Origin of the sequence: Maribacter litoralis, from assembly GCF_902506355.1 — a bacterium.
GTDB lineage: Bacteria > Bacteroidota > Bacteroidia > Flavobacteriales > Flavobacteriaceae > Maribacter > Maribacter litoralis.
The window spans coordinates 3,780,524-3,807,499 of record NZ_LR733271.1; the positions used below are offsets into that span (position 1 = coordinate 3,780,524).

The following is a 26,976-nucleotide window of genomic DNA, read 5'->3' on the forward strand; positions in this document are numbered from 1 at the left end:
TAAGTTAATACGATTGCTTCTGAATGGAAGAAAATGACGATTTGAACGAGGAAATTAACGACAATCTTTCCGAAGAAAATAATGAGAATACAGAACCCTCCGAGGCATTGACGAGGGTTACCGGTATGTACAAAGACTGGTTCTTGGACTACGCTTCTTACGTAATTCTAGAAAGAGCCGTGCCTGCTATTGAAGATGGTTTTAAACCTGTACAGCGTAGAATCATGCATTCCTTAAAGGAGCTTGATGATGGTAGGTACAACAAAGTAGCAAACGTAGTTGGTCATACCATGCAATACCATCCACATGGTGATGCCAGCATTGCAGATGCCATGGTGCAAATAGGGCAGAAAGATCTTTTGATCGATACTCAAGGGAACTGGGGTAATATATTAACGGGAGATAGGGCTGCCGCTTCAAGATATATTGAAGCAAGGTTGTCGAAATTTGCCTTAGAGGTTATTTTCAGTCCTAAAATTACGGAATGGCAGGCCTCTTATGATGGAAGAAAAAAGGAGCCTGTAAACTTACCGGTAAAGTTTCCTTTACTTTTGGCCCAAGGTGCAGAAGGTATTGCCGTAGGTCTCTCGACTAAAGTACTTTCTCATAATTTTGTTGAGTTAATTGATGCTTCTATAAAACATCTAAAGGGGCAAAAGTTTAAAATTTTCCCAGATTTTGCGACTTCAGGTATTATAGATGTAACTAATTATAATGACGGATTAAGAGGTGGTAAAATTAGGGTTCGAGCAAAGATATCTCAGTATGATAAGAATACCTTAGTAATCAATGAGATACCTTATGGTACTAATACTGGAAGTTTAATAGACTCTATTCTTAAAGCCAATGAAAAAGGCAAAATAAAAATTAAAAAAATAGAGGATAATACTGCTGCAGAAGTTGAGATTTTAGTGCACCTTCCTAGTGGTATTTCTCCAGATAAAACAATTGATGCCCTATATGCTTTTACGGCGTGTGAATCTTCTATTTCGCCTTTAGGGTGTATTATTGAAGACAACAAGCCTTTGTTTATAGGGGTGACCGAAATGTTGAAAAGATCAACGGATTCTACGGTTGATCTTTTAAAGCAAGAATTAGAAATACAACTTGGTGAGCTGGAGGAGCAATGGCATTTTGCATCTTTAGAGCGTATTTTTATTGAAAATCGTATTTATCGCGATATTGAGGAAGAAGAGACTTGGGAAGGAGTGATCAATGCTATCGATAAAGGTTTGGCACCGCATACAAAACATCTTAAGCGAGCGGTAACTGAGGAAGACATCACCAGATTGACCGAAATACGAATTAAAAGGATTTCTAAATTCGATTTAGACAAGGCGCAACAGCACTTAGAAAGTTTGCAAGAACGCATTGCTGAAGTAAAACATCATTTGGCTAACTTAATAGAGTTCGCTATTAATTACTTTAAGAACCTTAAGGAAACTTACGGTAAGGATAGAGGAAGGAAAACAGAAATACGTGTTTTTGATGATATTGAAGCCACTAAAGTGGTTATTAGAAATACAAAACTTTATGTCAATAGAGATGAAGGTTTTGTGGGTACTTCATTAAAAAGAGACGAGTATGTAACAGACTGTAGTGATATAGATGATATTATTGTTATTACCAATGAAGGTAAAATGATGGTTTCAAAAGTGGACTCCAAAACTTTCGTAGGTAAAGGCATTATCCATGTTGCGGTCTTTAAAAAGAAAGATAAACGCACAACTTACAATTTAATTTACAAGGACGGAAAAGGGGGTGCAACGTATATAAAACGCTTTAATGTCACAAGTATAACGCGTGATAGAGTGTATGATTTAGGTACGGGTAAACCGGGTACGCAAGTGTTGTACTTTTCTGCAAATCCAAATGGTGAAGCTGAAGTTATTACTGTTCTGTTGCGCCAAGTAGGTAGTATTAAGAAATTGAAATGGGATATTGATTTTTCCGATGTACTTATCAAAGGTCGAGCTTCTAAAGGAAATATAGTTACCAAATATTCGGTAAAACGTATTGAGCTTAAGGAAAAGGGAGTTTCTACATTGAAACCAAGAAAGATTTGGTTCGATGATGTGGTGAGAAGATTAAACGTTGATGGAAGAGGTGAGTTGCTCGGCGAGTTTAAGGGTGACGATTTATTGTTGGTAATCAATCAAAAAGGGGTAGCTAAAACTTTCTTGCCTGTTTTGACCTCTCATTTTGATGATGATATGATCGTGCTTGAAAAATGGATTCCAGAGAAACCTATTTCTGCCATTTACTGGGAAGGTGAAAAAGAAAGATTTTACGTAAAACGATTTTTGATAGAAAACGAAAATAAAGAAGAACTCTTTATTTCCGAACATCCGAAATCGTATTTAGAACTTGTTTCTACAGATTGGAAACCAATGATTGAAATTGAATTTCCTAAGCCTAGAGGTAAGGAGGCTAAGGAAAGTGAAAAAGTTGATATTGAGAATTTTATAGCGATTAAGGGAATAAAAGCTTTAGGTAATCAACTGATAACAGAAAAGGTGAAAAATATTAATAGTTTAGAACCATTGCCTTATGAACCTGCAGTTCCAGAAAAAGCTGAGGATATTGAAGTTATCGATGAACAAGCAGTTGCATCTAGTGATGATAAAGAAAAGCCTAAAGATGGAGATGCAACTTCAGACGGACCTACATTGTTTGATTAATTGAGTTATGAAGAATTTTTTTGAAGAGTTCAAGAATTTTGCCGTCAAAGGTAACATGATCGATCTTGCTGTTGGGATTATTATAGGTACGGCATTTAATAAGGTGGTGAGTACTATCGTTTCCGCCATAATAATGCCGCCTTTATCTTTACTTACCGATGATGTTACGCTTTCCAATAAAAAATGGATTCTTAGAGAAGCTTCTGAAACTGTAGAGGAGGTTGCCATAGGTTACGGAGAGTTGATTGAGACTTTAATAGACTTTACGATTATTGCATTTACTATTTTTATAATGATCAAGTTCATTAATAGGTTTAAGAAAAAGTCGGAAGACCCTGCCAATAAGGAGGTAGAGACACCTAAAAACATTGAGCTGTTGTCTCGCTTAGAGAAACTATTGCAAGAGCAGAACGAAATAATAAAGAACAAGAATTGATCGAAAGTGTTTAATAATTGGAATACCTTATCGTTAAATAGAAAGTTAAGATTAGACATTTTTAAAGAACAGTTGGTTTTATAACTACCTTTACAAAAATTTTGAATTAATGGATTTCACTAACCCGCTGGTTTACGGTGCGCCAGCATTTATTGCCTTTATCTTATTAGAATTGACCTATAGCAAAACTCATGGAGATGATGATCTCTATGATTGGAAAGATTTTGCAGCGAGTAGCGCCATGGGTATTGGATCTGCCATTATTGGTCCTTTACTGAAAGTGGTATTGTTAGTGGTGCTTTTTGAATATGCTTATGAGTTGTTCAACCCAATGGTAGATGGCGTGAGAACTAATATTATGGGCTATAAGTCTTTTGGGTATGCTTGGTATGTATGGTTGTTATGTCAATTAGCAGATGATTTTACATATTATTGGTTTCATAGGGCAAACCACGAAATTCGAATTCTTTGGGCCGCACATATAGTGCATCATTCTTCAGATAATTTTAATCTTGGTACGGCGATTAGAAATGGTTGGTTTACGCTGCTGTATAAACCCTTTTTTTATGTTTGGATGCCGATTATTGGTTTTCCCGTAGAAATGGTAGTGGTTTGTTTGGCTATTGAATCTTTCTGGCAGTTTCAGTTGCACTCACAATATGTTCCTAAAATGGGTTTTATAGAGAAAATCTTCAATACGCATACAATGCATCAGGTACATCACGCGCAAAATGTGGAGTATTTGGATAAGAACCATGGAGGATTTTTAAATTGTTTTGATAAAATGTTCGGCACTTGGAAAGAGTACGATGAAGAAATCGATGTGAAATTCGGTGTAATTCATGCGCCTAATTCAAACAATCCTATTGTAATCCTTACCCATGAATTTAAAGATATTTGGGCAGACGTAAAGAAGGTAAAAAAGCTGAAGTATAAGTTAATGTATATCTTCGGACCTCCGGGATGGAGTCATGACGGTAGTACTATGACAGTAAAACAACAGCAAAGATTGTATAAGCAACAAAAGGAGGCAAACCCTAAAATGGCTTTTGATAGACCAAATTAAAGCCTTGTGGAGCTTCAGTAAATAGATTGCACTACATAGAATAAAAAACCCTAATTAAGCATTCGCTTAATTAGGGTTTTTTAATTGTGTGGTGATTTTTCAATCTTCTTGATGTGAAATAGGTTTTTTGTTCTTTTTCATTCTAAGGTCAAAGAATTCCACCATTAATGAGAATGCTATTGAGAAATATAGGTAGCCTTTAGGTATGGTGCCAACTTCATTACCAAACACTATTAAATGGCTTAGATGAGCCGCCTCGGCAATCAACATAAAACCTATTAAGATTAAAAAGGAAAGTCCTAAGATTTGAATAGATGGGTGTCTATTTACAAAATCACCCACCGGATTCGCAAACAGCATCATGATTATAACCGAAATAACAACCGCTACGATCATAAGAATTAGTGCGTCATTGGGGTTGGGAGAAATGCCGTTTGTCATACCTATAGCCGTTAATATAGAGTCAAACGAAAAAACTATGTTTATAACCGTTATTTGTAAAATAGCGTTTGTCAATGATGTTGACCTGGCTTTTTTAACTTCACGTTCGTCATGTCCTTTATCTTCAACTTTTTCATGAATTTCTTTAGTGCTTTTATAAAGAAGAAATAAGCCGCCTAAAAAGAGTATAATGCCTTGTCCGCTAATTCCACCTGTAATCCATTCGCTATCAAAGACCCAAAAAGGTTTTTTCATTGATGTTAGCAACGAAATACCGAATAACAAGACTATACGCATAACCATAGCTAGAACAAGTCCTATGTTTGTGGCTTTTTTTCTTTGTGCAGGTTCTAATTTACCTGCAGCAATAGAAATAAAAATAATATTGTCAATACCTAAAACTATCTCTAGAAAAGTTAAGGTGAGTAGGGCGATCCAAGCATCCGGACTGGCAAAAATTTCAAACATGGTTAGTTGGTTTTAATGGCTGTACCGGTTTTTACCACTAATTTTTTATTAGGGTCTTTAACGGCACTATTATATTGAAAGGTGTATGATGAATCTGTTGTGCTAATGATTTTGTAGTGTATGGCCGTTTTACTGTTAATATCCTGCAAAACAAACTCGCAGTCATTAAACCAACGCACGGTAGCACTATCTACTTTGTTCTCGTAATAATCTACACTATAATCATCGGTTCTTATAAATTTCCCTTCTTTAATAGTGTCTCCAACTTCATAAGTAAACTTAAACGTACCCGTTTTATACTTTTCGCAATCACGTTCTGGTTGGTAACACGAGCTTATAAAAAGGCTTAAAAAAGCAGTATATAGTATATTTTTTATCATACTGCAAAATAATGAAAATAGGGGTGATGTGTCTATCAAAAGTTAGTAATACTTTGGTGTTAATTTCAAAATTACTTTTCAGAATATGTTTTGAATGTACCGTCGGTATAAAAAATTACTATGCGTTCAATAATCTTTTTAGAAGTTTCATCTATCTTTTTTTGGGGATTATCTTGGTTTTTGTGTTGCGGTTTTTCTTCTGGTTTAGGAAAACTACCAATGCCATATAACAACCAATTAATATCAACTTCAGAAAAAGCTTCATCAATTTTCATGATAAATTCAAGGCTGGGTTTATTCCTTCCGTTTAGTAAATGAGATATGCTAGATCTTTGCACCTCTATTAAATCTGCAAAGGCAGAGGAGGAAAGTTCGTAGTGGGTTAAAATTGCTTTTAACCTTGATATGAATAAATTGATATCTAACATGTTTACAAAACTAATCTAAAACTAAATTGGGAGTAGTTAAGAATATTAAAAAATATTGAATATATCCTAAAATGCATTAAGTTTTAGTTTATTTGATTTTTTATAAAATACTGATAATAAGTTATTTATTACTAATTTTTATAATTTGTTGAATGTTGTAAACTATAGACTGCTAAAAATTAGTTCTGTGTACAATCTATAATTTACAAATGTAAACGTAGGCTGTAGTATTTTTGCTTTTTAAAGAGGAAAAGATAATGATGAAATTGAATTATAAAGATTATTGTGTTACCGGTATTTCAGGTAGATATATAACATATGACCATATCAATGAATTTATAAGTTCATTGCCTACATCATTTAAAATAGAAGAAATTGGAAAATCGGTTCGTGGAGAATCTATTAAAAGTATTGTTTTTGGTAATGGCGCCAAGCGTGTTTTAATGTGGTCTCAAATGCACGGTAATGAATCTACAACTACAAAAGCGGTTATAGATTTATTAAATTATTTGAATAAGGATTTAATTGAAGTTTCTGAAATACTGAATTCTTGTACTATAAAAATTATACCAATTTTAAATCCTGATGGAGCAAGAGATTACACGAGGGTAAATGCCAATAAAATTGATTTAAACAGAGATGCTCAAGATTTATCACAACCTGAAAGTAAAGTGCTTAAAAAGGTGTATGAAGATTTTAAGCCTGACTTTTGTTTTAACCTGCATGATCAGCGCACTATATTTAATGTAGGTAGAACAAATAAACCTGCAACAGTTTCATTTTTGGCTCCGGCTTTTGATGTGGAGCGTAATAATTCTCCATCACGAAAATTGAGTATGCAATTGATAGCGGCTATGAATAGTATGTTGCAAAAAGAAATTCCTGGTCAGGTGGGTAGGTATGATGATGGTTTTAATGCAAATTGTGTTGGTGATGCTTTTCAAATGATGAAAACACCTACTATTTTGTTCGAGGCTGGTCATTTCAACAATGATTATGAACGAGATGTGACACGGGCTTACATTTTTAAAGCACTAGTTAAAAGTCTAGAAACTATTAAGGATAATACTATAACGGAGTACACCGTTGAACAATACTTATCTATCCCGGAGAATGGTAAGCAATTTGTTGATATTCTTGTGCGTAATATAGATTTTGAAACTAACGGATTTTCTACTTCCGAATTTGTACCTGTACAATATAAAGAGGTGTTGGAAAAGGATAAAATTGAGTTTGTGCCACAGATTCATGATTTTGAAAAGGAGCCTGAAGAAATATTTGCTCATAAAACATTGAATTGCAATGATAAAAATGACTTTAATTGGCTACATGAAAATGGTATTATGAATCTACTTTCTTAATTTTCATTGTTTTATTTCTTTGAAATATTAAAATTGTTTACATTTTCAATAAAAAAAATCAAGTTTCAATGAATTTAATGTGATTATTTTTTATTTTTGGCAGAAATTTTACAACTATGGGCAAAGTCAAATTAGACGAAATAGACCACCAAATTCTGGATATGTTAATTGACAACACCAGAACACCTTTTACCGATATTGCAAAAAAGCTTCTTATTTCTGCAGGAACTGTTCATGTAAGAGTTAAGAAAATGGAAGAAGCAGGTATTATAAAAGGTTCATCACTTACGTTAGATTATGTAAAACTTGGTTATGCATTTATAGCTTATGTAGGTATTTTTCTTGAAAAAACACACCAAACAAAGTTTGTTTTGGAGCGCTTAAATCAGATACCAAACGTTACCATTGCACACATAACTACAGGAAAATTTAATATTTTCTGTAAAATTAGAGCAAAGGATACTACACATGCCAAGAATATTATTTTTAAAATTGATGATATAGATGGTATTAGTAGAACTGAAACGATGATTTCATTAGAAGAAAGTTTTAATGATAAAAAACGTTTAATGCATACTATTTTCAACGAGTTATAAGAGAATAATAGTCAACTAACTTAGAAAGAAGCCCAGTTATATTTTGTAATTGGGCTTTTATAGTTTAAAATTTCTTTTAAATAATCTGCTTATGAAAGTTAAAGATTTAGACAATACTGAATTGCAATATTTTTATGGTACATATTTAAATGCTCTTGAGAAAGAAGAGGATTTAAAATTGGCATTGTTAAATGGGAAAAAAAACTTTCAAGAATTAGTAGAACATTTAACTGACGAACAGTTTTTGTTTAGTTACGGTGAAGGAAAGTGGACAGTAGCTGAAGTTTTGGTGCACTTAATAGATTCTGAACGGGTTTTTCAGTATCGTGCTTTTAGAATTTCTAGAAATGATAAAACTGCTTTACCAGGTTTTGAGCAAGATGATTACGTGTTAGAGAGTTTGGCAAATACAAGAACAAAAGAAGATATTTTAGACGAATATCTTACCGTTCGTGATGCATCGATCAATTTATTCAATGTAATGTCAAATGACCTTTTAAAACGAACAGGTACTGCTAGCGGACTACCTTGGTCTGTCGCAGCGCTGGGCTTAGTGATTAGTGGTCACCAAAGACATCATTTTAACATCTTAAAAGAAAGATACTTGGCCTAATCAAATTCTTGTTCGTGCTCGTTCTCAAAATTAAGATTTAAGGCACTTTTCATATCTTCAGAAGATATTATTTCTTCGGGAGTACTTGACTCAAGTTCTTTAGCAACGTTTTCTTCAAAATTTGCAATAAAGTTAGAAAGGCTCTTGCTAATCTTTACTAAGTATAAAGTGTCTGCTGTTCTCAATTCTACAGCTTCAACATAATCTCCTTTTACATTTTTGAATATTATAATGTCTTCGTCGCCATATCCGTAAGGATAGGTTTCAATTAATTGAGCAGCTAAATTGTGGTCTAATTTACGATAATCTATAAGGCGTCTAGTCATAACTTGTTTATTTATAGAGGTTTGTTGTTTATCTATAACTAAACTAGTCAATATAATTACACGTTACTTCACAGAGTTGTGAAAGTGATGATTTGGGTAGGTGAAGTTTTTAAACTTTGTAGTAAGCGAAAGCTTCAGAGAATAATGTCACCGGAATTTCAACATCAAATTCAGGTTCTCCAATAGATTTTAAGAGTACAAAGTTTATTTTTCCATGTGAATTTTTCTTGTCGAACTTCATCAATTTCAGAATGTTATCAATGTCTACATCAGAAAATTCTACTTTTTGACATCTATCTAAGAAGGTTCTTTTAATATCATCTAATGATGCATCACTTAAACCTAAAAGCTTGTGAGATAAGTATCCTTCCAAAATCATACCAATTGCTATTGCCTCGCCATGTAAGAGCATTTCTTTAGATTCGCTTTCTAAAAAGTAAGACTCAATAGCATGCCCTAAAGTATGGCCGTAATTTAAAATTTTTCGAATATGTTGTTCAGTTGGGTCTTGTAAGACTACCTCATTTTTTATTTGAATAGAAGTAAGAATATGTTTTTTCATATCTTCTAGGTGCTCTGCATCTTTAAGTGAATTCCAATAAGACTTATCTTGTATAAGTCCATGTTTAAGCATTTCTGCAAATCCACTACGTACTTGCCTGTCTTCTAATGTGTCTAGAAAATCTGGAACAACCAATACCATTACAGGTTGGTTGATAACGCCTATTTGATTCTTTAAAGCCCCGAGGTCAATTCCCGTTTTTCCGCCTACCGAAGCATCGACCATAGATAGTAGGGTGGTGGGTACATTAATAAAGTCTATACCTCTTTTAAAAGTAGAGGCAATGAATCCTCCCATATCTGTTAAAACTCCTCCGCCTAAGTTGATCATTAGGCTTTTTCTATCGGCACCTAGTTCAGACAGTGCTTCCCAAACACCTACGCAAGTTTCTATGTTTTTATTGATTTCTCCCGATTCAATTTCTATTATTTCAAATTGATATTCGCCACTAAGCTCTGCCATAAAATTTGGTAGACAGTGCTCATGGGTATTCTCGTCAACCAAAATAAAAATAATAGAGTATTTTTTTTCTGCTAAATGTGAATTTAGAGCCGAAAAGGCTTGCTCATTAAAATGTACTGCGTAAGAATCTGAAATAATGGAATCCATTAAAAATATAGCTTAGTTTGTTTGCAACTTGTACGCAAAATAAAGGTAAATTTTAGTCTTAAGATTATAAATTCTGTGATTATATTTGATCGTTATAGAAATAATAAGGAATGGACCAAATTTTTGAAAATACTGCAACCGCATTTGCTCTTAAAACCGATTCGGAGTTAGAACGCGCTTATTTTCTTTTTAAAATGATTTCAAACGAACCTTTGGTGAAAATGGGTTCGGTGATTACCAACTTTGCTTTTAAGGCGCATTTGCCAGTAGAAAGCTTAATTAAAGCTACAGTTTTTGACCATTTTTGTGGTGGCGTTAATGAGCGAGATTGTTTACCGGTTGTTGATAGAATGTGGGAGAAAGGCGTAAGTTCGGTATTGGACTACTCCGTAGAAGGAAAAGAAGAAGAGGACCCTTTTGATACGGCCACCGAAATTATTTTAACCATACTGGATTTCGTAAAAGAAAAGGATGCTATACCCTATGCAGTTTTTAAGCCAACAGGTTTTGGTCGCTTTGCATTATATCAAAAGATTAGCGAGAAAAAAGAACTTACTACAAAAGAAGAAGCTGAATGGCAACGTGTAGTCAATAGATTTGATAAGGTTTGTAAAAAAGCACATGACCTTGAGGTGTCGTTACTTATAGACGGGGAAGAAAGTTGGATGCAAGATGCTGCTGACGACTTGGCGGAAGAAATGATGCGTAAGTATAATAAGAAGAAAAGAATAGTTTTCAATACCTTACAGACCTACAGATGGGATCGTTTACCATATTTAAAGGCTTTACATGAGCGTGCGGTAAAAGATGGATTCTTTGTTGGCATGAAGGTGGTTAGAGGTGCATATATGGAGAAAGAAAATGATCGTGCCCAAGAAATGGGGTATACTTCACCCATATGCAAAACCAAACAAGAGACCGATGATAATTTTAATGCTACCATAGCGTATATGGTCGATAACCTTGATGTTCTTTCAATTTTCTCGGGAACACATAATGAAGAAAGTTGTTACCGATTAATGGAATTAATGGAGGAGAAGGGCATCGCAAAGAATAATGATCATATATGGTTTGGTCAATTATACGGAATGAGCGATCATATTTCTTACAACCTAGCTGCCCATGGGTATAATGTTGCCAAATATCTTCCTTTCGGACCTGTACGTGATGTTATGCCGTATCTAATTAGAAGAGCAGATGAGAATACATCTGTAGCGGGACAAACCAGTAGAGAATTATCATTATTGAAAAAAGAGCGTAAACGAAGAAAAATGTAGTTACTGCTGTATGTCTACTTTTTCAATGGTTGCTTTTTTCCTGCAATTCTTTACAGTAAAAACATAATCCTGTTCCTTGTAATCAGACTCAATAATGTAGGTTTTGCAAGGAACGGATTTGGTGTCGCTATTTCCAAAATCAACATCACCTTCTGTTAAAATATAGGTGACCGCGGTTGAATCTAATTGTAGTTCTTGCAATTTTTGTTGCGCTTCATCACTATAATACATAGATTTAGAGCGAATATCTTTTAAAGTACGGCAGTTTGGTAGATAACAAAAATATACACCTGTTTCTTCAGATTTCTTTTTTAGGAAAAAAGTTAGAAATACGATGCCTATAGACATACCCACCAAAAAATAACCTAACCTCTTAAGAAAATCCATTTTAGCTGTTTATTGAAATAATTAAGATCGCGAAATTATGTCTTTTTAAATGGATAGAGAAAGTTTTGCTTTTGGTTTTCTAGAATATTAAAAAATTAATATCGCTATATTGAAGGTCGAACCACTCGCCAACCGATTTGTTGGTTAGAATACCATGGTACATATATAGACCATTACGTAACCCTTTGTCAAAACGTAAAGAATTTTCCAATCCGCCATCTTCTCCAATTTTAAGTAGATAAGGCGTAAATATATTACTGATACTTACCGATGCGGTTTTGGGGTATCTGGAAGGTATGTTCGGAACTCCATAATGAATAACATCGTACTTTTTTCTGGTCGGTTTATTGTGGTCGGTAATTTCACTGGTTTCAAAACATCCGCCTGTATCAATACTAACATCTATAATAACGGCGCCTTTTTTCATATGCTCTACCATGGTGCTGGTAACGACAACAGGTGAGCGGTCTTTACCTCTTGTTGCGCCTATGGCAACATCGCAGCGTTTTAATGCTTTTAGTAAGTTTTTAGGTTGAATGGTAGATGTGTAAACCGTTTGTTTAAGGTTGGTCTGTATGTTTCTAAGCTTGGTGATGGAATTGTCGAAGACTTTTACATTTGCTCCAATTCCTATTGCGGAACGTGCAGCAAATTCTCCTACGGTACCAGCACCAATAATAACAACTTCAACCGGTGGTACGCCGCTAATATTACCGAACATAAGTCCGTTACCATTATTATTGGCAGCCATTAATTCTGCAGCAATCAATACCGATGAAATACCGGCAATTTCACTTAACGAGCGTACTGCAGGATATTTACCTTCTTCATCACGTATATATTCAAAGGCAATGGCCGTTATTCGCTTTTTTGCAAGTTCTTCAAAATATGCCTTGTTCTGCGTCTTAATTTGAAGAGCGGAAATTATTGTGGTCTGCGGATTTATAAACTCAATTTCCGTTAGGGTAGGCGGTTCTACTTTTAATATTAACGGACAAGCAAAAACCTTTTTGGTATCTCGAGTAATTTCTCCACCTGCGGTTACATAATCTGCATCTGAGAAATGGGCTCCCTCGCCTGCGCCAGATTCTATCAATACACGATGACCATTAGCTGTTATGGCATTAACTGCATCTGGGGTTAAACAAATTCGTTTTTCTTGATATTGATTCTCTTTTGGTATACCTATAAATAATTCACCTTTTTGACGTAAAACTTCTAAGGTTTCCTCTTGTGGAATTAATTGATGTTTGCTAAACGGTGAAGTGGGTTCATTCATAACTACATAATACGTTGTTCAAATCAACGACTTGAAACTCAAATGTACAATTTTTAAAGAAATGAATGATTTATACGTAAATAATGATATTCGAGGTTTAAAACTTTAAGTGTAGCCAACCCTGAATTCGGTCTTGTATGTTTTTTAAGAAGTTCTCTATAGTTCCGGTAGACATATCTGTATTAGATTCCTCTTTTTGAATAACATCATCTTTAAATTCAATACTCAAATCGGTCTTTTCGCTAGAGTAACCTTTTGCTTTGAGTTCTTCAAGTTCAGCTTCCATTGCTTCCAAATCAATACCATGAACATGTTTGTCATATAGCTTAATACGAATAAAATACACAAATGGGATGGTTATCATGCAAATAGGTATTAGCCACCAAATATTGTCAGTATCAATGTAATGATCAGAACTGTAGAACACTTCGAACATTTGAAATGAGTACATAGCTATCGGTATGATGATAATGTGATACCACCAATCTCGTGAGGTAAGAAACCAGAAAACTAAAAGGTAAAGAGGTACAATTTTGGAAGTTAAAAACCATAAAAAGGTTTGGGTACTTGGAAAACCATGATTTCCAATTATCATTCCAAAAATTGATGCATCACCATCTGAATTATAAGGCAAATACTCATATGCTTTATATAAAAATGGTGAGATTGCTATAAAAAAGACAAGAAGAGATTCTAAAAATATCTTTTTTTTCGCTTTTTTTCTTTTTACATTATTTATCATTAGCACAATAGAATTACTATATGCTAACGAAGGAAAATAGTTATTATTATAAAAAAAAGAGAGCAATTAAATTGCTCTCTATATAATTGATTTTACTAAATCTTAAATTCTTTTAGTAAGTTCTCTCTTATCTACATTAGTATCTTGATTATCAATGTTGATAACAGGTGCTGCCATTGCTAAAAGGAATACGCCTAAAGCGATTGAAGCTAAGAATGTTCTTTTGTTTTTCATTTTCAAGGGGTTTTCGGTTATACAAATATTTAGTTCTTCTACAAACGTAAGAAAAAATATACAACTAATATGTTGTTAAACGTTAAAATTATGGTTTTTAACGGATAAATTGTACACTTTATCGAAATTCTTGTTTTTCACCGAATATATACAATAAATCTTCAATTTGAACGATGCTAAATTTTGTCATTCACAATTCAATTATTTTGAAATGCTAAACCCTTTAACTAGTGAGCGTCAATTTGCGTGTTGTTTCGTCAATTATTTCAATAGTTATGTTTTGAATGTCCAATGGTAGTAGTGAGGGTATTTTTTCTGGCCACTCCATAAATATCCAAACACCTGAAGAAAGATAATCGTCAAGTCCCATATCCATTGCTTCTGTCTCATCTTTTAATCGATAGAAGTCAAAATGATACCCTAGAGGTTCACCCGTTTCATATGCGTATTCATTGACCAACCCAAATGTTGGGCTACTTACATTATCATTACTGCCCAATTCTTTTACCAATGATTTTATTAATGTGGTTTTTCCAGCACCCATTGGGGCGTAAAACGCTAATGTTTTGCTTTTAGAATGGGCAACTATCTGTTTTGCAATATTACCTAACTCACCTTCGCGATAAATGAATTCCATTTTTACAACTATTTAGGTTCCAAAACTACAAAAGGTATAATCATTTCTTCTAAAGAAACTCCGCCATGTTGATACGTATTTCTATAATAACTTACATAGTGATTGTAGTTGTTTGGATAGGCAAAGAAATAATCATTTTTGGCAAATATGAAAGAACTACTCATGTTAATACTGGGTAAATTAATTTTTTTTGGGTCTTTCGCAGCTAGTACCTCGTTCTTTTCATATGTTAGGCTTCTACCTGTTTTATACCGAAGATTTAGGCTTGTATCCCTATCACCTACAACCTTAGAAGGTGATTTTACATTTATGGTACCATGGTCGGTAGTAATAATCAATTTCATGCCCAATGTCTGTGCCTGCTGTATAATTTCGAGCATAGGGGAGTTCTTGAACCAACTTGTGGTTAGAGATCTATAAGATTTGTCATTCGATGCCAGTTCTTTTATGACTTCCATTTCTGTTTTTGAGTGGGAAAGCATGTCTACAAAATTGTATACTATAACGGTCAAATCGTTATCTTTTTGACCCTTAAAATTCTGACTTAAGTGCTTTCCTTGCTTAAGACTACTTATTTTGTGGTATTCCCATTTTAAATCTAATCCAAGCCTTTTTAGCTGTGCATCTAAAAACTTGTCTTCAAACAGGTTTTTTCCACCTTCATCGGTATCGTTTTTCCACCATTCCGGATATTTTTTTTCCATATCTAACGGCGTCAACCCAGAAAATATCGCATTTCGCGCATACTGGGTTGCAGTGGGTAGAATGCTGTAGTAGGATTCTTCTTTTTTCTTTTTGTAAAATGAGTTTACGGTATCTTCAAAAGCATACCATTGATCATAACGTAAATTGTCAACGACGATTAACAAGGTTTTTTGATCTTTTATTTCGGGTGCGATCCATTTATTGAATAAGGTATGTGACATTACGGGTGCATCTGAATCTGTAAACCAATCTTCATAATTTCTGTCTACGAATTTCCCAAATTGTTGATTGGCTTCGGTTTTTTGCGATTCTAAAATTTCAAACATTCCGCTATCTTCGATTTCCTCCAATTGCAACTCCCAATAAATTAGTTTCTTGTAAAGGTCGGCCCATTCTTGATAAGTGCTTACCATAGATAGGTCCATCGCAATTTTCCTAAACTCTTGCTGGTAGTTACTTGTGGTCTTCTCAGAAACCAATCTAGAATGGTCTAAATTCTTTTTGAGCGATAGTAAAATCTGATTGGGGTTAACGGGTTTTATAAGGTAATCGGCAATTTTAGAACCAATAGCCTCTTCCATAATAAACTCCTCTTCACTTTTAGTTATCATAACCACGGGTAAAGAGTTGTCTATTGTTTTAATTTCAGAAAGGGTTTCTAGACCAGAAATACCAGGCATATTCTCATCTAAAAATACAATATCAACCCTTGTTAGGGCAAGCTCTTCTAATGCTTCTTGTCCGCTTTGACAAGTGATTACAGTATAATTTTTAGATTCTAAAAAGATGATATGGGGCTTGAGTAAATCTATTTCATCATCTACCCACAATATTTTTATTTTGTTCATTGAATTATTATTTGACGATAATCAAATTTTATGCTAATGCTTTTGTATAACTTTGAAATGTTAATTTCAGAAAAGACAACGTTATCTTGAAGACATCAAACAAATTGAAAATCTTTAATGATCCAATTTACGGATTTATTAGAATTCCCAATGCCTTAATATTTGACCTTATTGCAGACCCTTATTTTCAAAGGTTGCGAAGAATTTCACAAATGGGATTGTCTTATTTGGTGTATCCTGGGGCACATCATACTCGTTTTCATCATGCATTAGGTTGTATGTATTTAATGCAGAAGTCAATACAAGTGCTTCGTTTTAAAGGTGTTGAGATTTCGCAAGGTGAAGAGGACGGACTTTTATGTGCTATTCTTTTACATGATATAGGTCACGGACCTTTTTCACATGCAATGGAACATAGTATTGTTGAAGGTGTTAGTCATGAGTTTATTTCGCTTCAATTCATGCATGAACTCAATGAGCGTTTTAACGGAAGTTTAACGGAGGCCATCTCCATTTTTACTGGTAATCATTCAAAAAAGTTCTTAAATCAGTTGGTATCTAGTCAGTTAGACATGGATCGCCTAGATTATTTAAAGAGAGATAGTTTCTATACTGGCGTAGCAGAAGGGAATACCAATGCAGAACGATTAATTACAATGTTGAATGTAGTTGATGGAAATTTGGTAATCGAGGAGAAAGGTATTTATTCAGTTGAGAAATTTCTAATGGCCCGCCGTTTTATGTATTGGCAAGTGTATTTGCATAAAACAGCCGTAGTTGCCGAACGATTACTGATAAGTATATTAAAGAGGGCAAGGTTTTTAATAGAAAGAGGCGAAACGCTAAACTCAAGTGCTCCTCTGCATTATTTTCTTACCCATCATATTGATATCAATAATTTTGATAGCGAAACATTGGTGAAATTTGCTAAACTTGATGATATAGATATTCTTGCAGCGTTAAAAGAATGGCAGTTTTCAAATGATTTTGTACTAGCCTCTTTATGTGGTATGATTATCAATAGAAAACTACTTCATATTAAGGTAAAAAAAGAACCTATTACAGAAAGTAAGTATTTGTCGCAATTAAATAAGGTAAAAACACAATATAATCTTACTGATGAAGAGGCTTCATATTTTGTGTTTAAAGGCGAACTAAGAAATAAAGCCTACGATAGGCAGCATCAGACTATCAACATTTTAAGGAAAAATGGTAAAATTACCGATGTCGCCAAATTGTCCGATCACCTAAATTTAAATGCACTTTCAAAAACGGTGACTAAATATTATATGTGTTATCCTAAAGAAGGGGTTTAACAATTTTTCTTACTTTTACGCTCATGAAATTTACAGCAGGTCAGATTGCAGGTATCTTAGAAGGAGAAGTACATGGAAATCCAGAAATAGCCGTACATAAACTTGCTAAAATAGAGGAAGGTGAAGAAGGTTCCCTTACTTTTTTAGCCAATCCTAAGTATACTTCATTTATTTATAAAACAAGAGCATCGGTAACTATAGTGAATAAAAGTTTTGTTCCTGAACAAGATTTAAATACCACTTTAATTAAAGTAGAAGATGCTTATAAATCGTTTTCCAAATTATTGGAATACTACAATCAGGTAAAAAATAACAAGGTAGGTATAGAGGAGCCTATCTTTAAATCTGATAATGTTACCTATGGTGCAGATGTTTATATAGGTGCATTTGCGTATTTAGGAAATAATGTGGTGTTGGGCGACAATGTAAAGATTTATCCTAATGTCTATATAGGTGACAACGTTAAAATTGGTAACAATGTAATCATTTTTGCGGGAGTCAAAATCTATTCGGAAACAATTATAGGTGATAATTGTGTGGTGAATAGTGGAGTGGTTTTAGGTGCTGACGGATTTGGTTTTGCGCCAAACGAAAACGGCGAATTTGTAAAGGTTCCACAGACCGGTAATGTTATTTTAGAGGATAATGTAGATATAGGTGCCGGCACTACCATTGATAGGGCAACACTTGGCTCTACCATTTTAAGAAAGGGAGTAAAATTAGATAATCAAATACAAATAGCACATAATGTTGAAATTGGCGAACATACGGTAATTGCTGCACAGACAGGTATTGCCGGCTCTACCAAAATTGGTAAGCATTGTATGATCGGCGGTCAGGTTGGTATTGTTGGGCATATTGTCATTGGAGACAATGTTAAAATACAAGCTCAATCTGGTATTGGTAGAAATGTGAAGGACAATGAAGTTTTACAGGGTTCTCCAGCATTAAACTATGGTGATTTCAACAAGTCATATGTCCATTTCAAGAATTTATCAAAAATAATAAGTAGAATCGACACCTTAGAAAAGAAAGATTGACGATGAGCACAACAACTATTAAACAAACAACGATTGGTAAAGAAGTAAGTCTTACGGGAGTAGGTTTACATACCGGTAGTGATGTAACTATTAAATTTGTACCCGCAGATAAAAATCACGGGTACGCTTTTAAAAGAGTCGATTTAGAAGGTACTCCTATAATACCGGCAGATGCCAACCTTGTAAATAATACGCAAAGAGGTACCAACTTAGAGAAAAACGGAGTTAAAATTCAGACATCAGAGCATGTTTTGGCTGCTTTGGTAGGTTTGGAAATTGACAATGTTCTTATAGAACTCGATGCTGCCGAACCACCTATTATGGACGGTTCTTCTAAGTTTTTTGTAGAAGCTTTGGAAAAAGCGGGTATTGTTGAGCAAGATGCGTATAGAGAAGAGTATGTCGTTAAAGAGGTAATTTCTTATAGGGATGAAAAAACAGGAAGCGAAATTACCATTATACCTTCAGATACTTACCAAGTAACTACTATGGTAGATTTTGGTACTAAGGTTTTGGGTACCCAAAATGCTACCTTAGAGAATATTGCCGACTTCAAGAAAGAAATTGCCGATGCCCGTACCTTTAGTTTTTTACATGAACTGGAAGCTTTATTGGAAAACGGACTCATTAAAGGTGGCGATTTAAATAACGCCATTGTTTATGTAGATAAGGAGATTTCTGAAGATACCATGAAGAAGCTTGAAAAAGCATTCAATAAAAAGAAACTTTCTGTAAAAGCTAATGGTATACTTGACAACCTAACTTTGCACCAGCCAAATGAAGCTGCTCGTCATAAATTACTTGATGTTATTGGCGATTTGGCATTGGCAGGTACCAGAATTAGAGGTAAGGTCATTGCAAATAAACCAGGACACTTTGTAAATACTCAGTTTGCCAAAAAAATCGCCCAAATTATAAAATTGGAGAAGCGTAACAATGTACCTAAGTACGATCTTAGTTTGCCTCCGTTGATGGATATTCATCAAATAATGGATATGCTGCCACACAGACCGCCATTTTTGCTGATCGATCGTATTTTAGAACTTTCTGACCAACATGTTGTTGGTATGAAAAACGTTACCATGAACGAACCATTTTTTGTTGGTCACTTTCCTGGAGCACCTGTTATGCCCGGCGTATTACAAGTAGAGGCAATGGCACAGACAGGAGGTATTTTAGTACTAAGTACAGTGCCGGATCCTGAGAATTACTTGACGCTTTTCATGAAAATCGACAAGGTTAAATTTAAAAGACAGGTTTTACCTGGTGATACCTTAATATTCCATTGTAGTTTAATTTCTCCGATTAGAAGGGGAATCTGCCATATGCAGGCTTATGCTTATGCTAATGATAAGTTGGTAAGTGAAGCGGAAATGATGGCCCAAATTGTAAAAAGAACATAGAATGAATCAACCTTTAGCCTATATACATCCAGGAGCTAAAATAGCAAAGAATGTAGTTGTAGAGCCTTTTACGACTATTCATAACAACGTTACTATTGGAGATGGAACCTGGATCGGGTCTAATGTAACTATCATGGAAGGCGCGCGTATCGGTAAAAATTGTAATATTTTTCCAGGTGCGGTAATTTCTGCTTCTCCCCAAGATCTAAAATATGAAGGGGAAGACACAACGGTAGTAATTGGTGATAATACGACTATTAGAGAATGTGCCACTATTCATAAAGGTACTTCTGATAGAATGAAAACCGTAATTGGTAAAAACTGCTTGATAATGGCGTATTGCCATGTTGCGCATGATTGTTTGGTTGGTGATAATTGTATTTTTTCGAACAATTCTACCTTAGCAGGGCACGTAACAATTGGTGATAACGTAATTTTAGCCGGACTAGTTGCTGTGCATCAATTTGTGTCGGTAGGTCAACATGCTTTTGTAACTGGTGGTTCCTTGGTAAGAAAAGATGTGCCGCCATACGTAAAAGCGGCAAGAGAACCACTTTCATATGTGGGTATTAACTCTGTTGGTTTAAGACGAAGAGGATTTGTATCTGATAAAATCAGGGAAATACAGAACATCTATCGTATTCTTTACCAAAAAAATTATAACAATAGCCAAGCGGTACAAATAATAGAAGCTGAAATGGAGGCTACTCCAGAAAGGGACGAGATATTGCAGTTTATTCGTGATTCACAACGAGGAATCATGAAAGGATATTTCAGCAACAATTAAAGAAGATTTTAAACTTAAGTTAACAACATTAATATTAAATAGTAATGGCATCTACATCAGATATACGAAAAGGACTATGCATAAGATATAACAACGATATCTATAAAATAATAGAATTTTTACATGTAAAACCGGGTAAAGGTCCTGCTTTTGTACGTACTAAATTAAAAAGCGTATCTACAGGTAAGGTTTTGGACAATACTTTTTCTGCAGGACATAAAATTGAAGATGTGCGTGTAGAAACACGTTCATACCAATATTTATATCCAGAAGGTGAAACTTATCACTTCATGAATACAGATGATTACAACCAAATAACTTTGGAAGAAAGTTCTCTTGATGCGCCGGGCCTTTTAAAAGAAGGTGAAGTGGTGAAGATTATGTTCAATACCGAAGATAGTATGCCACTTTCTGTAGATATGCCAGCAAGTGTTATTTTAGAAGTGACTTATACGGAACCTGGTGTAAAAGGAAATACAGCTACCAACGCAACTAAACCGGCTACGGTTGAAACTGGAGCAGAGGTAAATGTGCCACTTTTTATCAATGAAGGTGATAAAGTAAAAATTGACACTGCTACAGGTTCATATATGGAACGTGTAAAGGAATAAGAGCAATACATTAAAAGGACATAAACAGGTCATTTGAAATTCCCTACTACTTTTTCACTTAAACAGATTGCTGAGATAATTTCTAGCGAATATGTTGGGCACGATGATTTTCCCGTGCTAGGCATGAATGAGATTCATGTGGTTGAACAAGGTGATATTGTGTTTGTAGATCATCCAAAGTACTATGATAAAGCTTTGGAGTCTAAGGCAACAATAATTCTAATTAATAAACATGTAGATTGTCCTGAAGGAAAAGCCTTGTTGATTTCAGAGGATCCTTTTAGGGATTTCAACAAATTAACTGCTTTTTTTCAGCCCTTTGTGCCGAGTGAACAAGCAATTGCAGTTACCGCTAAAATTGGTAAAGACACTATAATTCAACCAAACTCCTTCGTGGGCAATAATGTTATAATTGGTGATAATTGCCTAATTCACTCAAATGTAACTATTTATGATAATTGCGTAATTGGTAATAATGTTACCATACATGCAGGTAGTGTTCTAGGTGCTGATGCCTTTTATTATAAAAAACGACCAGAAGGTTTTGATAAATTGATTTCCGGTGGTAGAGTGGTAATAAAAGATTATGTTGATATTGGTGCTCTATGTACCATTGATAGAGGTGTATCTGGAGATACTACGATAGGGCGCGGGACTAAATTGGACAACCAAGTTCACGTAGGTCATGATACGGTTATTGGTGAAAAATGTTTAATTGCCTCACAAACGGGAATTGCTGGTTGTGTTATCATTGAAGATGAAGTAACACTATGGGGACAAGTTGGTACCAATAGTGGAATTACCATTGGTGCAAAAGCGGTAGTTATGGGGCAAACGGGAGTAACAAAGTCGGTAAAAGGCGGTAAGAGTTATTTTGGTACCCCAATAGAAGAATCTCGCGAAAAGTTGAAGCAATTGGCATATTTAAAACAGATTCCAGAAATAATTAAAAAAATAGATAAGAAATAAGTGTGTAATGCTATAAAATTCATTAACAACTTATATTTTTGTTCATAATTAAAAAAAATAAAAACTACAGTAGTATGAGCGTATTAGTAAATAAGGATTCCAAAATAATCGTACAAGGTTTCACTGGTAGTGAAGGTACTTTCCATGCCGGACAGATGATTGAGTACGGTACTAATATCGTTGGTGGTGTTACACCAGGTAAGGGCGGACAAGAGCATTTGGGAAAACCCGTTTTTAATACGGTTACCGAAGCTGTTGAAAAAGTAGGCGCAGATACTACTATCATATTTGTACCGCCAGCATTTGCTGCAGATGCAATTATGGAGGCTGCAGAAGCAGGAATTAAAGTTATTATTACAATTACAGAAGGTATACCTGTTGCTGATATGGTGAAGGTTGCCAACTATATTAAAAATAGAGATTGTCGCTTGATCGGACCTAACTGTCCAGGTGTTATTACACCAGGTGAAGCTAAAGTTGGTATTATGCCAGGTTTTGTTTTTAAAGAAGGTAACGTCGGTATCGTTTCTAAATCAGGAACTTTAACTTACGAAGCTGCTGATCAAGTTGTGCGTCAAGGTTTAGGTATTACAACTGCCATTGGTATTGGTGGTGATCCAATTATTGGAACAACGACCAAAGAAGCCGTTGAATTGTTGATCAACGACCCAGAAACGAAATGTGTGGTTATGATCGGTGAGATCGGTGGTCAACTAGAAGCTGATGCTGCACAATGGTACAAAGCTAGTGGTAGTGATAAACCTGTTGTAGGTTTTATCGCTGGTGAAACTGCTCCTGCCGGTAGAACAATGGGTCACGCTGGTGCTATTGTTGGTGGTAGCGATGATACTGCACAAGCAAAGAAGAGAATTATGAGAGAATGTGGTATTCACGTTGTTGATTCTCCAGCTGAAATAGGTAAAAAAGTAAAAGAAGTAATGGGGTAAGAACTCATGTTTTTCATATAAAATCCCGTTTATAGCGGGATTTTTTTTAGCCTATAAATGAAACAAAAGGTATATTTGATAAACATCGGTTTTAAAAAACGGACTTATGAAATTATTAGAAGATAAAAACGTAATTATTACAGGGGCAAGTAGGGGAATCGGTATGGGTATTGCCCAAGTTTTCGCTGATCACGGTGCAAATGTTGCATTTACATATAGCTCTAGTGAAGCACCAGCTTTAGCATTGGAAAAGGAACTAACGGCAAAAGGAGTTAAAGCAAAGGCATACAAAAGTAATGCTGCTAGCTTTCAAGAGGCAGAAGAGTTGGTTGCTAAAGTTTTAGAGGATTTTGACGGTAGAATCGATGTATTGATCAATAATGCAGGTATTACTAAAGATAATCTTTTAATGCGTATGTCTGAAGCTGACTTTGATGCGGTAATCGATATCAACTTAAAGTCTGTTTTTAATATGACCAAGGCTGTACAAAGAACTTTACTAAAACAACGTAAGGGCTCTATTATAAATATGAGTAGTGTTGTTGGGGTTAAGGGTAATGCAGGACAAACAAATTATGCTGCTTCTAAAGCAGGTATGATTGGTTTTACAAAATCTGTTGCGTTAGAGTTAGGATCTAGAAATATTAGATGTAATGCAATTGCTCCAGGTTTTATTGAAACCGAAATGACCGAGAAACTAGATGAGAAAACAGTACAGGGCTGGCGAGATGGTATTCCATTAAAAAGAGGTGGTTCTACCGAAGATATTGCTAATGCTTGTCTGTATTTTGCATCAGATTTGTCTAGTTATGTTACTGGTCAAGTATTGAATGTTGATGGTGGTATGCTTACCTAAATCAAAATGTATTTTCTTTGGAACGAGTATTAAAAGTTCCTCTTTTAAGTTCAACTTTATAACATAAATGGAGAGCATAACGGTATTGTATATTATTCTTGCGACAATTGTAGCGCTTGGTATCGTTGTCTTTCAATACTTATATAAGCAGAAGGCTAATAGCAAGATTTATTTGCTTTTAGCTTTTTTGCGTTTTGTTGGTGTTTTTGGATTATTGCTTTTATTGATTAATCCGAAGTTTTCACAGAAATCATACACCTTAGAAAAACCCAACTTAGTGATACTGGCAGATAATTCTACTTCGATTGCTGAACATGGAAAGGAAGTAAAAAAGCTGGTATCCGATTTTTATACAGATGAAATTTCTGAGCGATTTCAATTGGCAGCATATAAATTCGGCACTGATTTAAAGGTATTGGATACCCTAACGTTTACCGATAAAAATACTAATCTCCACCAGTCGCTTACTGCCTTAAAAGATATTTATGCACGCGAACAGACAGTTACTGTTGTGCTTTCTGATGGAAACCAAACTATTGGTGAAGATTATAGTTTTTTTACATCAGACCAAAATAATAGTGTTTATCCATTAGTATTGGGTGATACTACAAAGTATAAAGATATTTCTGTTGAACCTATTTTAACGAATAAGTATGCTTTTCTTAAAAATAAATTTCCCTTAGAAACTTATATCGCATATCAAGGGGAATCAACAGAATCTGTTAGCGTTGCCATTAAAATGAACGATAACATAGTTCATAGAGAAAGTTTCAAGTTAGATGCGCAATCTAATTTAAAGACTATCGCTATTCAGGTTGATGCCAATAGCGTGGGAATCAAAAATCTTGAAGTTGCGGTATCTCGATTAGCTGAAGAACGAAATATTGAAAATAATAGTAGAACTACAAGTATTGAGGTAATCGATGAAAAAACGAAAATTGCCTTAATTTCAGACATTTTGCATCCGGATTTAGGTGCACTTAAAAAATCTATAGAAAGTAACGAGCAAAGGGAAGTATCCATTTTAAAATCAAATACGTCGAATAGTAGCTTGGAAGAAGTGGATTTGTTTATTTTCTATCAGCCTACATCTAGATTCAGCAATGCTTTTGATTATGCTAAAAGCAAGAATGCAAATACTTTCATCATTGCAGGCACACAGACAGATTATAGATTTTTGAATAATTCCGATGTGGGTTTTGAAATAGAGAATGGATATCCTGAACAAGAGGTATTTGGGTTACTGAACAACGGATTTACAAAATATGATATTTCAGATTTTGACCTTACCGATTTTCCTCCATTAGTAAGTGATGCGGGTCCTATTTTAATAACATCTCAATATGAAACCTTGCTAGGTACTCAGATAAAGGGTTTAGATGTGCAGCAACCGTTAATGGCGGTTATAGAACGTAATGCCAGTAAACATGCATTCATACTAGGGGAGAACCTTTGGAAATGGAGAATACAGACTTATAGAAATAGTAGCGAATTCGACAATTTTGATGAGTATATGGGAAATCTCATTCGTTATTTAACCAGCTCTAAAAACAAATCGAGATTGAATGTGGATTATGAAAAGGTGTATGAGGGGAGTAGCAATACCGTTATTACGGCCACTTATTTTGATGAAGCATTTTTATTCGATCCAAATGCCAAGGTGAATATCAAAGTAACCAATATGGAAAGCAATAAGATTCAAACAAATCCTATGGTTTTAAAAAATGGATATTTTGAAGCTGACTTGTCCAATCTAATAGCGGGTTCATATCAATTTGTTGTTTCGGTTGAAAATGAATCTAAAAAAGAAACAGGAAGCTTTGTTATTTCCGAATTTGATATGGAAAATCAATTTGTATCTAGCAATGATGAGAAATTGGAAAAATTAGCTGCCAATGCTGGGGGAAAATTATTTTATCCTTCTCAAATTGATGAATTGTTGCAAGATTTAAAGGAGAATGTAGCATACGTTCCTACCGAGAAAAGCACTGAAAATATCGTATCTTTGATTGATTTCAGAATACTATTGGCAATTATAGTTTTAGCCTTTGCCGTAGAATGGTTCATCAGAAAATATAACGGATTAATTTAAATTAACAAGAATGGATAAGTTACCCAAGATTGCGTTACCCGCAATATTTGTTTTTATAGTACTAGTAATAATGTTTTCAAAATCTACGGTCACCATAGGATCAGGTGAAGCTGGTGTTTTGTACAAAACTTTTGGCGATGGTGTTGTAACCGATGAACCACCTTTGGGAGAAGGTTTTCATATTGTTGCCCCATGGAACAAAGTGTTCGTTTATGAAGTTAGACAGCAAGAGGTATTGGAAAAAATGAACGTGCTCTCGAGTAATGGTCTTGATATAAAATTAGAGGCCTCTGCATGGTTTGAGCCTATTAGAAACGATTTAGGTAAACTACATCAAGAAAAAGGAGAAGACTATATTCAACGTGTTTTGTTACCTACCATTAGATCAGCTGCACGTTCTGTGGTTGGGCGTTATACACCAGAACAATTGTATTCTAGTAAGAGAGACGCTATTCAACAAGAGATATTCGATGAAACTAAAAAGATTGTTGAGGGAGAATATATTCAGTTGAATGAAATTTTGGTTAGAGATGTTACGTTGCCCCCAACGATTAAAGAGGCGATAGAAAGAAAGTTGCGTCAGGAGCAAGAGTCCTTAGAGTATGAATTCAGATTGGTTACGGCGAGAAAAGAAGCCGAAAAGGTTACTATCGAGGCACAAGGTAAAGCAGATGCCAATAAAATTTTAAGTGCGTCTTTAACGGATAAAATTTTACAGGATAAAGGTATTGATGCTACACTTAAACTTTCTGAGTCACCAAATACTAAGGTCATCGTAGTTGGTGGTGGAGATTCTGGGCTACCTTTAATTTTAGGTAATAACTAAAACACGTAGTGCATTATTTTTGTTTCATTTTAAACTTTTGTTTTGTGAAATGA

The 26,976-nt window shown here is 34.7% G+C and carries 28 protein-coding genes; 17 read left to right on the plus strand and 11 right to left on the minus strand.

Going from position 1 to position 26,976, the window contains the following annotated elements; all coding sequences use genetic code 11:
- The first annotated feature begins 23 nt into the window (after window positions 1-23).
- The 3 genes from EXIGUO8A_RS15915 (at window position 24) to EXIGUO8A_RS15925 (ending at window position 4,183) form a co-directional block, all read left to right on the plus strand.
- Window positions 24-2,681 carry a DNA gyrase/topoisomerase IV subunit A gene (locus EXIGUO8A_RS15915; RefSeq protein WP_159303915.1) on the plus strand — a complete coding sequence of 886 codons (2,658 nt, stop codon included), beginning with the start codon at window positions 24-26 and terminating at the stop codon, window positions 2,679-2,681.
- 7 nt (window positions 2,682-2,688) lie between these two features.
- On the plus strand, window positions 2,689-3,117 hold the full coding sequence (gene mscL / locus EXIGUO8A_RS15920; RefSeq protein ID WP_159303916.1) for a large-conductance mechanosensitive channel protein MscL: 429 nt from the start codon (window positions 2,689-2,691) through the stop codon (window positions 3,115-3,117).
- A gap of 109 nt (window positions 3,118-3,226) precedes the next feature.
- Window positions 3,227-4,183: a sterol desaturase family protein gene (locus EXIGUO8A_RS15925; RefSeq protein WP_159303917.1), complete on the plus strand. Its 957-nt coding sequence runs from the start codon at window positions 3,227-3,229 to the stop codon at window positions 4,181-4,183.
- 99 nt (window positions 4,184-4,282) lie between these two features.
- Here EXIGUO8A_RS15925 and EXIGUO8A_RS15930 read toward each other — a convergent pair whose 3' ends face one another.
- From EXIGUO8A_RS15930 to EXIGUO8A_RS15940, 3 genes are all read right to left on the minus strand, one after another.
- On the minus strand, window positions 4,283-5,092 hold the full coding sequence (locus EXIGUO8A_RS15930) for a TerC family protein (RefSeq protein WP_159303918.1): 810 nt from the start codon (window positions 5,090-5,092) through the stop codon (window positions 4,283-4,285).
- Between the two features lie 2 nt (window positions 5,093-5,094).
- Window positions 5,095-5,472, minus strand: a complete 378-nt coding sequence (locus EXIGUO8A_RS15935; protein WP_159303919.1) for a hypothetical protein — start codon at window positions 5,470-5,472, stop codon at window positions 5,095-5,097.
- A gap of 71 nt (window positions 5,473-5,543) precedes the next feature.
- Window positions 5,544-5,900 carry a helix-turn-helix transcriptional regulator gene (locus tag EXIGUO8A_RS15940; RefSeq protein ID WP_159303920.1) on the minus strand — a complete coding sequence of 119 codons (357 nt, stop codon included), beginning with the start codon at window positions 5,898-5,900 and terminating at the stop codon, window positions 5,544-5,546.
- 257 nt (window positions 5,901-6,157) lie between these two features.
- Here EXIGUO8A_RS15940 and EXIGUO8A_RS15945 point away from each other — a divergent pair, with 257 nt between their 5' ends.
- The 3 genes from EXIGUO8A_RS15945 to EXIGUO8A_RS15955 all read left to right on the plus strand — a co-directional run bounded on the left by EXIGUO8A_RS15945 (window position 6,158) and on the right by EXIGUO8A_RS15955 (window position 8,470).
- Window positions 6,158-7,261 carry a M14 family metallopeptidase gene (locus tag EXIGUO8A_RS15945; protein WP_159303921.1) on the plus strand — a complete coding sequence of 368 codons (1,104 nt, stop codon included), beginning with the start codon at window positions 6,158-6,160 and terminating at the stop codon, window positions 7,259-7,261.
- A 116-nt stretch (window positions 7,262-7,377) separates the two neighbouring features.
- Complete coding sequence (locus tag EXIGUO8A_RS15950) at window positions 7,378-7,857, plus strand: Lrp/AsnC family transcriptional regulator (RefSeq protein WP_027066901.1); 480 nt, start codon at window positions 7,378-7,380, stop codon at window positions 7,855-7,857.
- A gap of 91 nt (window positions 7,858-7,948) precedes the next feature.
- Window positions 7,949-8,470, plus strand: coding sequence for a DinB family protein (locus EXIGUO8A_RS15955; protein WP_159303922.1), 522 nt, complete (start codon window positions 7,949-7,951; stop codon window positions 8,468-8,470).
- On the opposite strand, the gene EXIGUO8A_RS15960 is transcribed toward EXIGUO8A_RS15955, so the two are convergent.
- Both EXIGUO8A_RS15960 and aroB read right to left on the minus strand, forming a co-directional pair.
- The gene (locus EXIGUO8A_RS15960) at window positions 8,467-8,796 is read right to left on the minus strand and encodes a hypothetical protein (RefSeq protein WP_159303923.1); all 330 of its coding nucleotides are present in this window, start codon (window positions 8,794-8,796) and stop codon (window positions 8,467-8,469) included. The genes EXIGUO8A_RS15955 and EXIGUO8A_RS15960 overlap by 4 nt on opposite strands.
- Before the next feature lie 109 nt (window positions 8,797-8,905).
- Window positions 8,906-9,967, minus strand: coding sequence for a 3-dehydroquinate synthase (gene aroB / locus EXIGUO8A_RS15965; protein ID WP_159303924.1), 1,062 nt, complete (start codon window positions 9,965-9,967; stop codon window positions 8,906-8,908).
- Window positions 9,968-10,077: 110 nt separating this feature from the next.
- On the opposite strand from aroB, the gene EXIGUO8A_RS15970 reads away from it, so the two are divergent.
- Window positions 10,078-11,244: a proline dehydrogenase family protein gene (locus tag EXIGUO8A_RS15970; RefSeq protein ID WP_116768930.1), complete on the plus strand. Its 1,167-nt coding sequence runs from the start codon at window positions 10,078-10,080 to the stop codon at window positions 11,242-11,244.
- Here EXIGUO8A_RS15970 and EXIGUO8A_RS15975 read toward each other — a convergent pair whose 3' ends face one another.
- The 6 genes from EXIGUO8A_RS15975 to porX form a co-directional block, all read right to left on the minus strand.
- The gene (locus EXIGUO8A_RS15975; RefSeq protein ID WP_159303925.1) at window positions 11,245-11,631 is read right to left on the minus strand and encodes a DUF4258 domain-containing protein; all 387 of its coding nucleotides are present in this window, start codon (window positions 11,629-11,631) and stop codon (window positions 11,245-11,247) included.
- 79 nt (window positions 11,632-11,710) lie between these two features.
- Window positions 11,711-12,910, minus strand: coding sequence for an alanine dehydrogenase (locus EXIGUO8A_RS15980; RefSeq protein ID WP_116768932.1), 1,200 nt, complete (start codon window positions 12,908-12,910; stop codon window positions 11,711-11,713).
- 97 nt (window positions 12,911-13,007) lie between these two features.
- Window positions 13,008-13,652 (minus strand): hypothetical protein, encoded by a 645-nt coding sequence (locus tag EXIGUO8A_RS15985; protein ID WP_159303926.1) that lies wholly within the window; start codon window positions 13,650-13,652, stop codon window positions 13,008-13,010.
- Window positions 13,653-13,754: 102 nt separating this feature from the next.
- Entirely contained in the window at window positions 13,755-13,886 is a 132-nt protein-coding gene (locus EXIGUO8A_RS18850) for a hypothetical protein (RefSeq protein ID WP_262885577.1), read from the minus strand.
- A 223-nt stretch (window positions 13,887-14,109) separates the two neighbouring features.
- Window positions 14,110-14,523: a tRNA (adenosine(37)-N6)-threonylcarbamoyltransferase complex ATPase subunit type 1 TsaE gene (gene tsaE / locus EXIGUO8A_RS15990; RefSeq protein ID WP_159303927.1), complete on the minus strand. Its 414-nt coding sequence runs from the start codon at window positions 14,521-14,523 to the stop codon at window positions 14,110-14,112.
- An 8-nt stretch (window positions 14,524-14,531) separates the two neighbouring features.
- Window positions 14,532-16,076, minus strand: coding sequence for a T9SS response regulator signal transducer PorX (gene porX / locus EXIGUO8A_RS15995; protein ID WP_159303928.1), 1,545 nt, complete (start codon window positions 16,074-16,076; stop codon window positions 14,532-14,534).
- Between the two features lie 86 nt (window positions 16,077-16,162).
- On the opposite strand from porX, the gene EXIGUO8A_RS16000 reads away from it, so the two are divergent.
- From EXIGUO8A_RS16000 to EXIGUO8A_RS16045, 10 genes are all read left to right on the plus strand, one after another.
- Window positions 16,163-17,392, plus strand: coding sequence for an HD domain-containing protein (locus EXIGUO8A_RS16000; protein ID WP_159303929.1), 1,230 nt, complete (start codon window positions 16,163-16,165; stop codon window positions 17,390-17,392).
- Window positions 17,393-17,415: 23 nt separating this feature from the next.
- On the plus strand, window positions 17,416-18,432 hold the full coding sequence (gene lpxD, locus EXIGUO8A_RS16005; RefSeq protein WP_116768937.1) for a UDP-3-O-(3-hydroxymyristoyl)glucosamine N-acyltransferase: 1,017 nt from the start codon (window positions 17,416-17,418) through the stop codon (window positions 18,430-18,432).
- Window positions 18,433-18,434: 2 nt separating this feature from the next.
- Complete coding sequence (locus tag EXIGUO8A_RS16010) at window positions 18,435-19,835, plus strand: bifunctional UDP-3-O-[3-hydroxymyristoyl] N-acetylglucosamine deacetylase/3-hydroxyacyl-ACP dehydratase (RefSeq protein ID WP_116768938.1); 1,401 nt, start codon at window positions 18,435-18,437, stop codon at window positions 19,833-19,835.
- Between the two features lies 1 nt (window position 19,836).
- Window positions 19,837-20,622, plus strand: coding sequence for an acyl-ACP--UDP-N-acetylglucosamine O-acyltransferase (gene lpxA, locus EXIGUO8A_RS16015; RefSeq protein ID WP_116768939.1), 786 nt, complete (start codon window positions 19,837-19,839; stop codon window positions 20,620-20,622).
- A 44-nt stretch (window positions 20,623-20,666) separates the two neighbouring features.
- On the plus strand, window positions 20,667-21,233 hold the full coding sequence (gene efp / locus EXIGUO8A_RS16020) for an elongation factor P (RefSeq protein ID WP_116768940.1): 567 nt from the start codon (window positions 20,667-20,669) through the stop codon (window positions 21,231-21,233).
- 33 nt (window positions 21,234-21,266) lie between these two features.
- Complete coding sequence (locus EXIGUO8A_RS16025; protein ID WP_159303930.1) at window positions 21,267-22,202, plus strand: UDP-3-O-(3-hydroxymyristoyl)glucosamine N-acyltransferase; 936 nt, start codon at window positions 21,267-21,269, stop codon at window positions 22,200-22,202.
- Window positions 22,203-22,276: 74 nt separating this feature from the next.
- Window positions 22,277-23,149: a succinate--CoA ligase subunit alpha gene (gene sucD / locus EXIGUO8A_RS16030; protein ID WP_159303931.1), complete on the plus strand. Its 873-nt coding sequence runs from the start codon at window positions 22,277-22,279 to the stop codon at window positions 23,147-23,149.
- 106 nt (window positions 23,150-23,255) lie between these two features.
- Window positions 23,256-24,005 (plus strand): 3-oxoacyl-[acyl-carrier-protein] reductase, encoded by a 750-nt coding sequence (gene fabG, locus EXIGUO8A_RS16035; protein WP_116768943.1) that lies wholly within the window; start codon window positions 23,256-23,258, stop codon window positions 24,003-24,005.
- 67 nt (window positions 24,006-24,072) lie between these two features.
- Complete coding sequence (locus tag EXIGUO8A_RS16040; RefSeq protein ID WP_159303932.1) at window positions 24,073-26,097, plus strand: VWA domain-containing protein; 2,025 nt, start codon at window positions 24,073-24,075, stop codon at window positions 26,095-26,097.
- A 10-nt stretch (window positions 26,098-26,107) separates the two neighbouring features.
- Window positions 26,108-26,923 carry a prohibitin family protein gene (locus tag EXIGUO8A_RS16045; protein ID WP_116768945.1) on the plus strand — a complete coding sequence of 272 codons (816 nt, stop codon included), beginning with the start codon at window positions 26,108-26,110 and terminating at the stop codon, window positions 26,921-26,923.
- The last annotated feature ends 53 nt before the right edge of the window (window positions 26,924-26,976 follow it).